Source organism: Pseudomonas fluorescens Q2-87, from assembly GCF_000281895.1.
In the GTDB taxonomy this organism is placed as follows: domain Bacteria; phylum Pseudomonadota; class Gammaproteobacteria; order Pseudomonadales; family Pseudomonadaceae; genus Aquipseudomonas; species Aquipseudomonas fluorescens_S.
Genome location: NZ_CM001558.1, coordinates 5,880,519 through 5,894,652, shown reverse-complemented (window position 1 = coordinate 5,894,652; position 14,134 = coordinate 5,880,519). Strand labels below are relative to the sequence as shown.

The window sequence follows — 14,134 nt, the reverse complement described above, 5'->3', positions numbered from 1 at the left end:
GCTGTTGTGAACACGACCTGTGGCGAGGGAGCTTGCTCCCGCTGGGGGGCGCAGCCGCCCTCGCTTTTTGGCGTCCGCTGCGCGGCCGAGCGGGAGCAAGCTCCCTCGCCACATTGTGTGGTGCGGTCAGGCTGGTGTGTTGACGTTATCCAGCACCCGGTTCGCCAGCAAGCCGCTTAGCTCGATCAGTTGCTGGATGCCAAGGGCTACATGGCGTCGTGAGCCTTCCAGGTCGAATGCCAGGTCGCTGACCATGGCATCGGCTGAGGCCAGGGTTTCGCTGAGGTTGGCTAGGAGGCTTTCGGTGTCGATGCCGTTCACGACGGTAAAGAGCGGCCCCTGCGGCTGTTCGTTCTCGGATTGGGGCTGTTTGGGTTTGAGGTAGAAATCGAGCGCGCGGTCGGTGGCTTCCTGGAGTTTCTTGGGGTCGGTTTCGGGTTCTGGTGGGTTGGGTGTGACTTTGGGCATGGTTGACGCTCCTTGATTGATGGAGCCGCCAGACATCGCTGCTAAACGAAAGGGTGACGGCAGTACGCGGGTTAGCAGACCAGGAATCAAGGAACCCGGCGCACCGAAGTGCCCCACGCACAGCCGCCATAAAGCGGACCTGCGTGCCTTGATATTGTGCCGAGCTGCTAAACCCGATCGCTGAACTGACAGCGACCGGCAAACATTAGAACCCGGGGCCAAGGCGCACAAGCCGGCGGATTCTGGCGTAGTTGTAGGCAATGGCGCAAGGCTCCGTAGCCTTGGGATGACGGATTGTGGGGCTCAGGTATTTTTGTATGTATATCCGTTATTTAGGTAACGGCTGCTTACGGTTCCGCTCTTACAGCGGCTCACTTTTGAGAAGCGCAAAAGTAAGCAAAACGCTATATGCCCCACCACTCGGCACCTCGCCTAGGCTCGGTGTGCCCTCACTCCGGCATTGCTCCGTGGGCCCGCCGCGAAGGGCCATCCATGGCCCAGCGCGGCTATCCCGGCATCCATGCCGGGATGCCCACTCCACAATGCCTGCGTTCGGCCAGCGTGGTTAACGGGGCGCCGAGATCAACGTCCGCCGCGAGGCGGCCTAGTAGCCGACCTGGTTTGGGTGGGACTGTGTTTCTCCTGTGGAGCGGGCTTGCCCGCGAAGGCGCCAGTAGCCGGCCTGTCTCTTGCGGGTGTACCCCGATCCAACTGTGGGAGCGGGCTTGCTCGCGAAGGCGGTGGTTCAGTCACATAGATGTTGGGCTGCCGGCCTCATCGCGAGCAAGCTCGCTCCCACAGGGGGGCTGTGTTGGACATGAATTTTGTTTTCCCTGGAGGTTGAATGTGGGAGCAAGCTCGCTTGCGATGGCGGTTGTCATAGCCGATGAAGATGCTGGATGTGCCGGCCTCTTCGCGAGCAAGCCCGCTCCCACAGGAGGAATGCGGTCCCCATCAAGAACCAGGTCGGCTCTAAGGCCGCCTCGTGGTGGATGTTGATCTCGGGCGCCCCATTAACCACGCAGGCCGAACGCAGGCATTGCGCAGTGGGCATCCCGGCATGGATGCCGGGTTAGCCGCGCTGGGCCATGGATGGCCCTTCGCGGCGGGCCCACGGAGCAATGCCGGAGTGAGGGCATGCCGAGCCTAGGCGAGGCACCGAGTGGTGGGGCAGAAGCGCTTTGCTTACTTTCGCGCTTTTCGAAAGTGAGTCGCCGTAAGGGCGAAACCAAGTTCGCCGTCACCGCAGAAACGGATATACACACAATACCAAAAGGGCGACTGCGTCACCCAGCGGGAGCAAGCTCCCTCGCCACGGTGTGAGCCGCCCCCTCAGGCATCAAACCCGAAACCGCCCCACCAACGCCTGCAAATGCCCCCCCAACCGCGCCAGCTCAGCACTCGAAGCGGCCGTTTCCTCGCTGGACGACGCCGTCTGCTCCGACACATCACGCACATTCAGCACACTACGATTGATCTCCTCAGCCACCGAACTCTGCTGCTCGGCCGCCGCGGCGATCTGTTGGTTCATCGACTGAATGGCCGAGACCGTGCGGGTGATGTTTTCCAGTGAACCACCCGCCCGACGGGTCAGTTCGACACTGTTGTCAGTCAGGCTACGGCTGTTATCCATGATGGCCGCGACCTGCTCAGTGCCCGACTGCAGGCCGACAATCAGTTCTTCGATTTCTTCGGTGGACTTCTGGGTGCGTTGGGCCAGGCTCCGGACCTCGTCGGCCACTACCGCGAAACCTCGCCCGGCTTCACCGGCCCGGGCTGCTTCGATGGCGGCGTTGAGGGCCAGCAGGTTGGTTTGCTGGGCCACGGACTTGATCACGTCCAGCACGCTGCCGATCTTGTCGCTTTCGCGCTTCAGGTCGCCCATTGCTGCGGTGGAATTACCCACTTCGAGGGCCAGGCGTTCGATTTGGGCAATGGCTTCGCCGACCACTTTTTCGCCTTCGCGGGCCTGCTGGTCTGCCGCGACGGCCGCTTCGGAAGCCTCCTCGGCATTGCGCGCCACTTCTTGCACCGTGGCGGTCATCTCGTGCATGGCGGTGGCGACTTGGTCGGTTTCCACCTTCTGGCTGTTGACCCCGGCGCTGGTCTGTTCGGTAACGGCGGAGAGTTGTTCGGCCGCGCTGGCGATTTGCGTGACGCCTTCGCTGATGCCGCCGATCAATTGCCGCAGACCCACGGTCATGCTCTGCATGGCGCGTTGTAGCTGGCCAAGCTCGTCGCGGCGGTCGGAGGTGAGGTTGTGGGTCAGGTCGCCTGCGGCTACGCGTTCAGCCACCTTCAAGGTCTCGCCGAGCGGGCCGACGATCTGTCCGGTGATGAGCAGGGCCGCGATGACGCCGAACAACAGGGCCAGCGCGGCGGCTGTGATCAAGACAGTCTTGGCCTGGGTAGCATCATGATCACGCACAGCCGTCTGCGACACAGTCAGCTTCTGGCTGGCGTCAATCAGCACCTGGCCTTGCTCGGTCATGCGTTGGAGTGCGGCGCCATTCTCGATCTGCGAGTCACGGAACTGGGCGACCGCCGCGCGATAGAGATTAAACGAGTCGCTAGCCTGTTGCAGGTTGGCGGCATGCTCCTCGGGCAATTGGTCCGGTAGGCGTGCGAGCAGCTTGAGGACCGTGTCGATGGCCACGATCGCTGGTTGCTGCGCTTCGCTCTTACCGCTGTAGGTGTAGCCGCGGACCTGATAACGCGCCTGCTGAACAGCCTTGCTCAGGGTCACTACGCTATTGAACAGCGTGATATCGCCGGCTTGCAGCAGTGCCTGTTCCACATCGCCAACGCGGGCCACGGCGTTGTCGGCGCTGGCGCCGAGTTTGCTGCGGGCATCTTCGCGGTTGACGGTGGCCTGGGCCATCATGGCGAAAGCGCTCTTGTATTCAGCGACTGCGGCCAGTTCCTGGTCGATCAGGGCCACATCGGCCGGTTGTTCGATCAACTGGCGAGCGGTCTTCAGCCCGGCGTCGAGCTTGCCCAACAGGTCATTGACCTGTTGCGGTCCTTTTTCACCACGGGTGGTGTTGTAGTCGTCGCTAGCCTGGAGCAGGTCCTTGCTCAAATCGTTCAGGCTGGCAATGAAGCCCAGCTTGTCGCCACGGCTGATCACGTTACCCAAGCCGCTCCAACCGGTGAAGGCGATCATCACGGTCAGGAAGAGCACCAGGCCGAAGCCGAAACCTAGTTTGCGGTTGACGCCAACGTTACCCAGCCATCGGAACATACCGTTACTCCTGCAGCGTTGAATTTATATGCTGGGAGTTATATCGGCCGGTTGGTACGGATCTAAAGGAAATAGGCGTCAGATGCACCGTTGGGCCAAGTATGCGTGTTTTTAAAGTTAGACCTTGAAGCGTCCTACCAGCGTTTGCAAATGCACCCCCAGTCGCGCCAGTTCAGCACTGGACGCAGCCGTTTCCTCACTGGAGGCGGCAGTCTGTTCGGACACATCGCGCACGTTTACCACGCTGCGGTTGATCTCTTCGGCCACGGCACTCTGCTGCTCGGCGGCGGCGGCGATCTGTTGGTTCATCGCCTGGATCGCCGAGACGGTACGGGTGATATTTTCCAGCGAGCCGCCGGCGCGGCGGGTCAGTTCGACGCTGCTGTCGGTCAGGTTGCGGCTGTTGTCCAGGGTGGTCGCCACCTGTTCGGTGCCCGATTGCAGGCCGAGGATCAGCTCCTCGATCTCTTCGGTGGACTTCTGGGTACGCTGGGCCAGGCTGCGAACTTCGTCGGCCACCACCGCGAAACCACGCCCGGCCTCACCGGCCCGGGCCGCTTCGATGGCGGCGTTGAGGGCCAGCAGGTTGGTTTGCTGGGCGACGGACTTGATCACGTCCAGCACGCTACCAATCTTGTCGCTCTCGCGTTTGAGATGGCCCATGGCTTCGGTGGAATTGCCCACTTCCTTGGACAGGCGCTCGATCTGGACGATGGCTTCGCCGACTACTTTTTCGCCTTCACGCGCCTGCTGGTCCGCCGCGACGGCGGCTTCGGAGGCTTCCTCGGCGTTACGCGCCACTTCCTGCACCGTGGCGGTCATTTCGTGCATGGCCGTGGCAACCTGGTCGGTCTCCACTTTCTGGCTGTTGACCCCGGCACTGGTCTGCTCGGTGACGGTCGAAAGCTGTTCGGCGGCGCTGGCGATTTGCGTGACGCCGTCGCTGATACCTCCGATCAGTTGCCGCAGGCTGATCACCATTCGCTGCAGGCTGCCTTGCAATTGGCCCATTTCGTCACGACGGGTGACCACCAGGTTGTGGCTCAGGTCCCCGGAGGCGACACGTTCGACGGCAACCAGGGTCTGTTGCAGGGGAACAACGATCTGCCGGGTAATAATCCATGCGGCCATCAGGCCAAACGCCAGCGCCAGGACGGTGACGACGATCAGTGTTTGTTTCGCTTGATCCGTCTCCTCGTTGCGTTTCTCAATCTGTGAGGCAGTCAAATTACTGTTCAGCTCATTGAGGCGGGCATCCTGATCGAGCATTTTCTTGAGGGCTGAGGTGCTGGCAACCTGCGACTCGCGGAACTGACTGACGGCCGCGCGATAAGCCTTCATCGATTCGGTGGCTTGTTGCAGGTTGGAAGTGTGTTCCGGGAGCTTGCCCGGCAGGCTTTCGAGGTTTTTCAAGACATTATCGATGGCATCCAGCGCTGGCTGCTCGGCATCGGCCTTGCCGCTATAGGTGTAGCCACGAACTTGGTAGCGCGCTTGCTGGAGCAATTTGCTCAGCTCGACCACGCTGTCGAATTGCGGGACGCTGTCGCCTTGTCGCAAGGCATTTTCGACGCCTGTCACTTTGGCGACGGCGTTGTCGGCGTTGGCGCCAAGCTTGGATCGGGCCGATTCGCGGTTCTGCGTCGCTTGTGTCAGGTCGGTAAAGGCGCGTTTGTATTCATCGAGGTTAGCCAGTTGCTGATTGAGCAACTCCTGATCCGCCGGACGCACAAACCGTTTGAGGGCAGCTTGGATGCTCTCCTGAAGCTTGCCCATGAACTCGTTGACGGCTGTCGGCCCTTGTTCGCCGCGCCGCATTTCATAGTCGAGACTGGCGACTCGCAGGTCCTTGGCCAACTCATTGAGACTGGCGATGGAAGCCTGTTTGTCGGCGCGGCTGATCACGCTGCTCAGGCTGTTCCAGCCGGCGAAGGTGCTCAGGAGGGTGAGGAGCAAGACGAGGCCAAAACCAAAGCCCAGTTTGCGATTGACGCTTACGTTTCCCAGCTTTTCGGTCAGCCAACTGAACATGATATGTCCCTCGAGCCTTTTTATAGGTTTTGTAGAAAACGTATCGACCATTTGGCTGTGATCTGTAGGACGTTGGTCGGCAAGACTTCCATGGCGAGCCTGTTATTGCGTGGCTGCGAATGGGTTGCAATCCGGCGCGACGGGTGGCCGCTGCGCGCCCAAGCGGGAGCAAGCTCCCCTCGCCACGGGGATTGACTTGCTCTACGGGTCTCTAGACCCTGAAGCGACCCACCAGCGTCTGCAAATGCGCCCCCAAACGCGCCAGTTCAGCACTGGAGGCGGCGGTTTCTTCGCTGGAGGCGGCGGTTTGTTCCGACACATCGCGCACGTTCACGACGCTGCGGTTGATCTCTTCGGCCACGGCGCTCTGCTGCTCGGCCGCGGCGGCGATCTGTTGGTTCATCGACTGGATGGCCGAGACGGTGCGGGTGATGTTTCCCAACGAGCCACCGGCGCGGCGGGTCAGCTCTACGCTGCTGTCGGTCAGGTTGCGGCTGTTGTCCAGGCTGGTCGCGACCTGTTCGGTACCGGTCTGCAAGCTTAGGACCAGTTGCTCGATTTCTTCGGTGGACTTCTGGGTGCGCTGGGCCAGGCTGCGGACTTCGTCGGCCACCACCGCAAACCCACGCCCGGCTTCGCCGGCCCGGGCTGCCTCGATGGCGGCGTTGAGGGCCAGCAGGTTGGTCTGCTGGGCGACGGACTTGATCACGTCCAGCACGCTGCCGATCTTGTCGCTTTCGCGCTTGAGGTGGCCCATGGCTTCGGTGGAATCGCCCACCGCGTTGGAGAGGCGCTCGATCTGGGCGATGGCTTCGCCGACCACCTTTTCGCCCTCGCGCGCCTGTTGGTCCGCGGCGGTAGTGGCTTCGCTCGCTTGCTCGGCATTGCGCGCCACTTCCTGCACCGTGGCGGTCATCTCATGCATGGCCGTGGCGACCTGGTCGGTTTCCACTTTCTGGCTGTTCACCCCGGCGCTTGTCTGTTCGGTGACGGATGAGAGTTGTTCGGCCGCGCTGGCGATTTGCGTGACGCCGTCGCTGATGCCGCTGATCAATTGCCGCAGCCCCACGGTCATGCCCTGCATGGCACGTTGCAGTTGGCCCAGTTCGTCGCGGCGCTCGGAGCTGAGGTTGTGGGTCAGGTCGCCCGCCGCCACGCGTTCGGCGACCTTGAGGGTCTGCTCCAGCGGCCCGACGATCTGCCGGGTAATCGCCAGGGCGGCAATCACGCCTAACAGAAACGCCAGCGTGGCGGCCGAGACCAGGATGATCTCGGCCTCGGCGGCGTCATGGTCACGCACGGCCGTCTGGGACAGGGTGAGATCCCGGCTGGCGCCACGTAGCACAACCCCCAAATCGGACATGCGCTGGATGGCGGCCGCGCTGGCGGTCTGGGCGTCTTGGAATTGGCTGACCGCGGCACGATAGCTTTTGAACGATTCGCTGGCCTGTTGCAGGTTGGCGGCGTGTTCACCGGGCAGTTGGGCCGGCAGGCTGCCGAGGGTTTTCAAGGCATTGTCGATGGCATCCAAGGCCGGTTGCTCGGCATCGGCTTGGACGCTGTAGGTGTAGCCTCGAACCTGATAGCGGGCTTGCTGAATCGCCTTGCTCAAGCTGACCACGCTGTCGAATTGAGCCAGGTTGTCGCTTTGCCGCGTGGCGTTTTCAACGTTGGCGACGCGGGTCACGGCGTTGTCGGCGCTGGCGCCCAGTTTGCCGCGTGCGTCTTCACGAGTGGCCATGGCGCGGGTCAATGCGGCGAAGGCCATTTTGTAATCAGCGACCGCAGCCAATTGCTTGTCGACGATCGCCACATCGGCTGGCTGTTCGATCGATTGACGGGCGGCCTGGAGCCCGGGCTCCAATTTGCCGAGCAGATCGTTGATTTCCCCGGGGCCCTTTTCACCACGGGTCGCGTAGTAGTCCATGCGCGCGGAGCGCAGGTCCTTGGTCAAATCGTTCAGGCTGGCGATGAGCCCCAGCGTATCACCGCGTGCAGTCACTTTGCCCAGGCCGATCCATCCGGTGAAGGCGATCATCAAGGTCAAGACCAGTACAAGACCGAAGCCGAAGCCGAGTTTACGATTGACGCCTACGTTACCTAGCCATCGGGACATGCTGGTACTCCCTCGAAGGGCGAAACTGCTTTTTGTATAAGCACTATAGGCCCAAAGGGAAAAACCGGAGGGAGCCAGCTTGGAATAAGCTGATAAGCCAGTGAAATCAGAACAGGCGGGCGAGCAACGCGGTGACCGCAGTCTCGACCCGCAGGATGCGTTCGCCAAGCTGCACCGGTTGCAGGCCGGCCTTTGCCAGCAGGTCGATCTCGTAGGGAATCCAGCCGCCTTCCGGGCCGATGGCCAAGGTAACCGGCTCCGTCTGTGCGCGAGGGCAGGGCGGATAGTTGCCAGGATGGCCGACCAGCCCCAGGGTGCCCTCTGCCAGGGCCGGCAGGCGGTCCTCGACGAAGGGCTTGAAGCGTTTTTCTATGATGATTTCCGGCAGCACGCTGTCCCGGGCTTGCTCCAGGCCCAAGATCAACTGTTCACGAATCGCCTCGGGCTCCAGGAATGGCGTCTGCCAAAAGCTCTTTTCCACGCGATAGCTGTTGACCAGCACGACGCGCGGCACGCCCATGGTGGCGATGGTCTGGAACACTCGACGGAGCATTTTCGGGCGTGGCAGGGCCAATACCAGCGTCAATGGCAGCTTGGCCGGTGGCGGTTGGTCGAGGCTCACCTGCAGCTCGGCCTCGCGGGCTTCCAGGCGCAGCACCTGGGCGGTGCCCATCAAGCCGCCAATACGCCCGACCCGCAGGCTGTCGCCGACGGCGCTGCGGTGGACGTCCTGCATGTGGGTCAGCCGGCGATCGCTCAATACGACTCGGTCCGGGCCGATGAAATCGGCCTCTTCGAGCAGCAGCAGGTTCACGCTTGGGTCGCTGGCGGCTGGTCGTTGTGATCGTCGGCGGACTGCTCATCCGGTTCTTCACTGCGCTTGCGCACCAGGGCACCGAACAGGATGCCGATCTCGAACAGCAGCCACATCGGCACGGCCAGCAGGGTCTGGGAGAAGATATCCGGGGGGGTCAGGATCATGCCGACCACGAAGCAACCGATGATCACGTAGGGGCGGATCTTCTTCAGGTACTTGACGTCGACCACGCCGATCCACACCAGCAGCACCACGGCCACGGGAATCTCGAACGCCACGCCGAAGGCGAAGAACAGCGTCATGACGAAGTCCAGGTAACTGGTGATGTCGGTCATCATTTCCACGCCCGCCGGCGTGGCTGCGGCGAAGAACTTGAAGATCAGCGGGAACACGAAGAAATAGGCGAAGGCCATGCCGGTATAGAACAGCAGGATGCTGGAGATCAGCAGCGGCACGGCGACACGTTTTTCATGCTTGTACAGGCCCGGTGCGATGAAGCCCCAGATCTGGTGCAGGATCACCGGGATCGCCAGGAACAGCGAGACCATCATCGTCAGCTTCAACGGCGTCAGGAACGGCGAGGAGACGTCGGTGGCAATCATCGTCGCACCCGCCGGCAGGTACTGGCGCAGCGGTGTGGAGACGAAGGTATAGATCTGCTGGGTGAACGAGAACAGCCCGGCGAAAATGATGAAGACCGCCGCGACGCAACGCAGCAGGCGGGTGCGCAACTCGGTGAGGTGCGATACCAGCGGCATGGGCTGGTCGTGTTCCGGAATATCGCTCATGGGGCTCGCGGCGGCAATGTAGGGTCGTTGGGAGCGGCAGGCGTCGTCACCGTGGAGGCTGGGTCCACCGCTTTGACGGGCTCGGTTGCAAGCCCCGGTGCCGGCTCGGCCACTGGCGCTTGCGGCGCGATCGTCGGCTCGACTGCAGGCGCGACTGGCGTCGGTTCCTGCTGGGTCGGGTTTAATATCTTCCGGGCTTCCTGCTCCAGGGAGAGGATGTGTTCGTTATGCAGTTGCCGACGGATGTCGTCGGCACCGATTTCACGTTCAACTTCCTGTTTGATCGCATTGAAGCTGCGCTTCAGCCGCCCGATCCAGAGACCTGCGGTGCGCGCAGCACCCGGCAGCCGTTCGGGGCCCAATACCAGCAGGGCGACGAGGCCGACGAGCAGCAGTTCAGTGAAGCTGATCCCAAACATTAGTCAGTGCTCACGAGTCTTTGCGGATTGGCTCTTCGACTTTCTGGGCCTGCACGTCGATGGTGTTCGGCGCGTTCACCGGCTGGGTGGCCTGTGGGTGTACCGGTTGGGCCGGTTGTACGGGCTGAGCCTGGGTTGTCGCCGGGTCGGCCGGTTTTTCATCATCGTTCATAGCCTTGCGAAAGCCCTTGATCGACTCGCCGACATCGGTGCCGAGGTTTTTCAGTTTCTTGGTGCCGAACACCAGGACCACGACTACCAGGATGACGATCCAGTGTTTCCAGTCAAAAATACCCATGGGGCTATTCCTCTCAAAAGTTGATCAGGCGGACGGGCGTGAGGCTTTCTCGACATGCCCGGACAGACCGAAACGACGGTCCAGTTCATCCAGTACGGCCTGCGGATGCTGCCCCAGTTGGGCGAGCATGACCAGGCTGTGGAACCACAGGTCGGCGGTCTCGTAGATCACGTCGCTGCAATCGCCGCTGATGGCGGCGTCCTTGGCGGCGATGATGGTCTCGACGGACTCTTCGCCGACTTTTTCCAGAATCTTGTTCAAACCCTTGTGGTACAGGCTGGCGACATAGGAGCTGTCGGCGGCGGCGCCCTTGCGCTCTTCCAGCACCTGGGCCAGGCGGGTCAGGGTGTCACTCATGGGAATGTCCTGAATAAATGGCGTGCGGGTCCTTGAGCACCGGGTCGACGGTTTTCCAGTCACCGTTTTCGAAGACGCGATAGAAGCAGCTTTGACGGCCCGTGTGGCAAGCAATCTCACCGACTTGTTCGACCATCAGGATGATGACGTCGCCGTCGCAATCCAGGCGCATCTCATGCAGATGCTGCACATGCCCGGACTCTTCACCTTTGCGCCATAGCTTGCCACGGGAACGTGACCAATAGATGGCGCGGTTCTCGGCGGCGGTCAGGGCCAGCGCTTCGCGGTTCATCCAGGCCATCATCAATACGCGCCCGGTCTTGTGATCCTGGGCGATGGCCGGCACCAGGCCGTCAGCGTCCCATTTGATCTCGTCCTGCCAGTTTTTCATCTTGAGTCCTGACGGCAGCGGCAAGCTTTAAGCTTCAAGCTGCAAGTAAAAACAATTCTGTGTCGTGCTGCGTTGGTAGGTTCAACCCATGAACTTGCGGCTTGCAGCTTATCGCTTGCAACTGATTCGTGCTATCGGCGAACGACCAGATACAAACCCACCACAATCATGACACCGGCCGGCCAGTGGCCCAATTGGCTCAACGGCCCGCCAGTCGCCAACACCGCGCCGCCGCCCAGGTGAGCCGCGCCAAGCAGGCGCAGGATCCAATCATCCTTGCGTCGATGCCAGGGCGGTGCCGGGTCGTGGGCGTGGGGCTGGGACATGCGTTCGAGCAGGTCGCGGGTCATGTTGGCCAGGTGCGGAATCTGCTCGAACTGGCTCTGCACATTGCCTAGCAAGGTGCGTGGGCTGACGCGTTCGCGCATCCAGCGTTCGAGGAAGGGCTGCGCGGTGTTCCACAGGTCCAGGTCCGGGTATAGCTGGCGACCCAGGCCTTCGATATTCAACAGGGTTTTCTGCAACAGCACCAATTGCGGCTGGACTTCCATGTTGAAGCGCCGGGCGGTCTGGAACAGGCGCATCAGCACCTGACCGAAGGAAATATCCTTTAACGGTTTTTCGAAGATCGGTTCGCACACAGTACGGATCGCCGCTTCGAATTCGTTGAGCTTGGTCTCTGCCGGTACCCAGCCCGAATCGATGTGCAGCTGTGCCACACGACGGTAGTCGCGCTTGAAAAAGGCGAACAGGTTGCGGGCCAGGTAATCCTGGTCCTCCGGGGTCAGGCTGCCGACGATGCCGCAGTCGATGGCGATGTACTGCGGGCTCCACGGCTGCACGGTGCTGACGAAAATGTTGCCCGGGTGCATGTCGGCATGGAAGAAACTGTCGCGGAATACCTGGGTGAAGAAGATCTCCACACCGCGCTCGGCGAGCATTTTCATGTCGGTGCGCTGGTCGGCCAGGGTCGCCAGGTCGGTGACCTGGATGCCGTAGATGCGCTCCATCACCAGCACTTTCGGGCGGCACCAGTCCCAATAGACTTGCGGCACATAGAGCAGCGGCGAGCCTTCGAAGTTGCGGCGCAACTGGCTGGCGTTGGCGGCCTCGCGCAGCAGATCGAGCTCGTCGTAGATGGTTTTTTCGTAGTCCTGGACCACATCCACCGGGTGCAGAAGGCGTGCATCGGCGGACAATCGCTCGGCTGCGCGGGCGAGGATGAACAGCCAGGCGAGGTCCTGGGCAATGATCGGCTTGAGGCCCGGGCGGATGACCTTGACCACCACTTCTTCGCCGCTTTTCAGTTGCGCGGCGTGAACCTGGGCCACGGAGGCCGAAGCCAGCGGCTCGACATCGAAACGGCTGAAGACTTCGCTGATTTTCTTGCCCAGTTGCGCTTCGATCAACGCCACGGACAGCTTGGAGTCGAAGGGCGGCACGCGGTCCTGGAGCAGCATCAATTCATCGGCGATGTCTTCGGGCAGCAGGTCGCGACGGGTCGAGAGGATCTGCCCGAACTTGATGAAAATGGGGCCCAGGTCCTGCAAGGCCAGACGCAGGCGCGCGCCGCGACTCAGGTCCAGCGTGCGGCGGGGAAACCAGCGCCACGGCAATACGAAGCGCAGTGCCAGCAGAAACCAGGGCAAAGGCAGGGCGAACAGCAAGTCATCGAGGCGGTAACGGATCACGACGCGCTGGATGCGCAACAAACGGCGGACGGCAAGCAGCTTCATGCGTTATCGCTTGGTTTCAAGGGATCGGGAAAGGCGCTCGAAACGCGCCTCGAGACGTTCCAGGTCGAGTTTGATCTGGTCCAGTTCATTGAAGCGGGCTTCGGCTTCGCGTTGGCCTACGAGAGTACGCGATTCTTCGGCCAGGTATTCACTCAGATTCTGTCCCAGGCTGGCGAACCCTTGGCGGTACCAGCGGGTGCGGCTGCGCAGGTGGCCGCTGAGCAACTGGGTGGCCACCGGACCGAGCCAGCGCGACACTTCATATTCCCAGTCCAGCTCCAGGTCCTGGAGAATGGCTGCCAGTTCCAGCAGCACGCCGCTGTCGCCGTCCAGCGCCACCTCGGGGCTGTGCAGCACCGCGGTCTTGTCCTTGTTCAGGGCCAGGTTCAGCAGGCTCGACGCCGGGGCGCGCAGGGTGCAGTCCGCATCGGCCTCCCAGTGCGCGGCGAGCATCAGGCCTTCGTCGCTGGGCAGGATGAACAGACGCAACGCCGGGCTGCGACAATCGACGGCGATCACCTTGCCGCTCAAGTGCGCCAGGCGCGGGAGCGCCGTGCCGTCCAGGCGCAGCACGCGGTTGATACCGAGTTCCACGCTGGCGAGCAGGCCGGTGAGCAGCATCAGGGCTTGATGCCGCGGTGCAGGGCGACGATGCCTGCGGTCATGTTGTGGTAGGTCACCCGGTCGAAACCGGCGTCGACCATCATCGACTTCAGCGTCTCCTGGTTCGGGTGCATGCGGATCGATTCGGCCAGGTAGCGATAGCTTTCCGAGTCGTTGGTGATCAGCTTGCCCATCAGCGGCATGAAGGCGAACGAGTAGGCGTCGTAGGCCTTGGACATCAGCGCGTTGGTCGGCTTGGAGAACTCCAGCACCAGCAGGCGGCCACCGGGCTTGAGCACCCGCAGCATCGAGCGCAGGGCGTCTTCCTTGTGGGTGACGTTGCGCAGGCCGAAGGCGATGGTCACGCAGTCGAAGTGGTTATCGGGGAACGGCAGTTTTTCAGCGTCGGCCTGGACGAACTCGACGTTGCCGGCCACACCGAGATCCAGCAGGCGATCGCGACCGACCTTGAGCATGGATTCGTTGATATCGGCGAGCACCACCTGGCCGGTCGGCCCGACGATGTGGGAGAACTTCTTGGTCAAGTCGCCCGTGCCGCCAGCGATGTCCAGTACGCGATTGCCGCTGCGCACGCCTGACAGTTCGATCGCGAAACGCTTCCACAGGCGGTGCATGCCACCGGAGAGCAGGTCGTTCATCAGGTCATACTTGGCGGCTACCGAGTGGAAAACCTCAGCGACTTTTTCCGCCTTCTGGCTTTCCGGCACGTTCTTGAAGCCGAAGTGAGTGGTGGGTTCGGCATCGCTGCCTTTGCGCTGATCAGTCATATCGCGGTCACCAAAAAAGAATGCGGGACATTCTAATCCCGGTAGAGGGCTTTGTCTTGGCAAGGCTGAAGGTAAGAT

12 protein-coding genes and 2 pseudogenes are annotated in these 14,134 nt (G+C 61.8%); all 14 read right to left on the bottom strand.

The annotated features are described in order from the left end of the window. Positions 1-126: 126 nt before the first annotated feature. Positions 127-468 carry a DUF6124 family protein gene (locus PFLQ2_RS01900; protein ID WP_003186688.1) on the bottom strand — a complete coding sequence of 114 codons (342 nt, stop codon included), beginning with the start codon at positions 466-468 and terminating at the stop codon, positions 127-129. Between the two features lie 1,339 nt (positions 469-1,807). Continuing rightward, positions 1,808-3,712 carry a methyl-accepting chemotaxis protein gene (locus PFLQ2_RS01905; protein ID WP_003186686.1) on the bottom strand — a complete coding sequence of 635 codons (1,905 nt, stop codon included), beginning with the start codon at positions 3,710-3,712 and terminating at the stop codon, positions 1,808-1,810. A 117-nt stretch (positions 3,713-3,829) separates the two neighbouring features. Then, positions 3,830-4,543, bottom strand: a complete 714-nt coding sequence (locus PFLQ2_RS31125; protein WP_371261251.1) for a methyl-accepting chemotaxis protein — start codon at positions 4,541-4,543, stop codon at positions 3,830-3,832. 141 nt (positions 4,544-4,684) lie between these two features. Beyond that, a pseudogene (locus tag PFLQ2_RS31120) lies at positions 4,685-5,743 on the bottom strand (methyl-accepting chemotaxis protein); the annotation flags it as partial. Positions 5,744-5,954: 211 nt separating this feature from the next. After that, entirely contained in the window at positions 5,955-7,859 is a 1,905-nt protein-coding gene (locus PFLQ2_RS01915) for a methyl-accepting chemotaxis protein (RefSeq protein ID WP_003186681.1), read from the bottom strand. A 106-nt stretch (positions 7,860-7,965) separates the two neighbouring features. Continuing rightward, positions 7,966-8,673 (bottom strand): 16S rRNA (uracil(1498)-N(3))-methyltransferase, encoded by a 708-nt coding sequence (locus tag PFLQ2_RS01920; RefSeq protein ID WP_003186679.1) that lies wholly within the window; start codon positions 8,671-8,673, stop codon positions 7,966-7,968. Continuing rightward, positions 8,670-9,464 carry a twin-arginine translocase subunit TatC gene (tatC, locus tag PFLQ2_RS01925; RefSeq protein WP_003186677.1) on the bottom strand — a complete coding sequence of 265 codons (795 nt, stop codon included), beginning with the start codon at positions 9,462-9,464 and terminating at the stop codon, positions 8,670-8,672. The genes PFLQ2_RS01920 and tatC overlap by 4 nt, the downstream gene beginning before the upstream one ends. Beyond that, a complete protein-coding gene (gene tatB / locus PFLQ2_RS01930) occupies positions 9,461-9,883 on the bottom strand; it encodes a Sec-independent protein translocase protein TatB (RefSeq protein ID WP_003186675.1) in 423 nt (140 codons plus the stop codon). Before tatB ends, tatC begins: the two co-directional genes overlap by 4 nt. Before the next feature lie 10 nt (positions 9,884-9,893). Further along, on the bottom strand, positions 9,894-10,181 hold the full coding sequence (locus PFLQ2_RS01935) for a twin-arginine translocase TatA/TatE family subunit (RefSeq protein ID WP_003186674.1): 288 nt from the start codon (positions 10,179-10,181) through the stop codon (positions 9,894-9,896). A 24-nt stretch (positions 10,182-10,205) separates the two neighbouring features. After that, positions 10,206-10,538 carry a phosphoribosyl-ATP diphosphatase gene (locus tag PFLQ2_RS01940; RefSeq protein WP_003186671.1) on the bottom strand — a complete coding sequence of 111 codons (333 nt, stop codon included), beginning with the start codon at positions 10,536-10,538 and terminating at the stop codon, positions 10,206-10,208. Then, a complete protein-coding gene (gene hisI / locus PFLQ2_RS01945) occupies positions 10,531-10,929 on the bottom strand; it encodes a phosphoribosyl-AMP cyclohydrolase (RefSeq protein ID WP_003186669.1) in 399 nt (132 codons plus the stop codon). Before hisI ends, PFLQ2_RS01940 begins: the two co-directional genes overlap by 8 nt. A gap of 131 nt (positions 10,930-11,060) precedes the next feature. Beyond that, positions 11,061-12,665, bottom strand: coding sequence for a ubiquinone biosynthesis regulatory protein kinase UbiB (ubiB, locus tag PFLQ2_RS01950; RefSeq protein WP_003186667.1), 1,605 nt, complete (start codon positions 12,663-12,665; stop codon positions 11,061-11,063). After that, positions 12,662-13,286 (bottom strand): annotated as a pseudogene (locus PFLQ2_RS01955) (ubiquinone biosynthesis accessory factor UbiJ). The gene ubiB and the pseudogene PFLQ2_RS01955 overlap by 4 nt, the downstream one beginning before the upstream one ends. Next, complete coding sequence (gene ubiE, locus PFLQ2_RS01960) at positions 13,286-14,056, bottom strand: bifunctional demethylmenaquinone methyltransferase/2-methoxy-6-polyprenyl-1,4-benzoquinol methylase UbiE (RefSeq protein ID WP_003186661.1); 771 nt, start codon at positions 14,054-14,056, stop codon at positions 13,286-13,288. Before ubiE ends, PFLQ2_RS01955 begins: the two are co-directional and overlap by 1 nt. Positions 14,057-14,134: the final 78 nt, after the last annotated feature.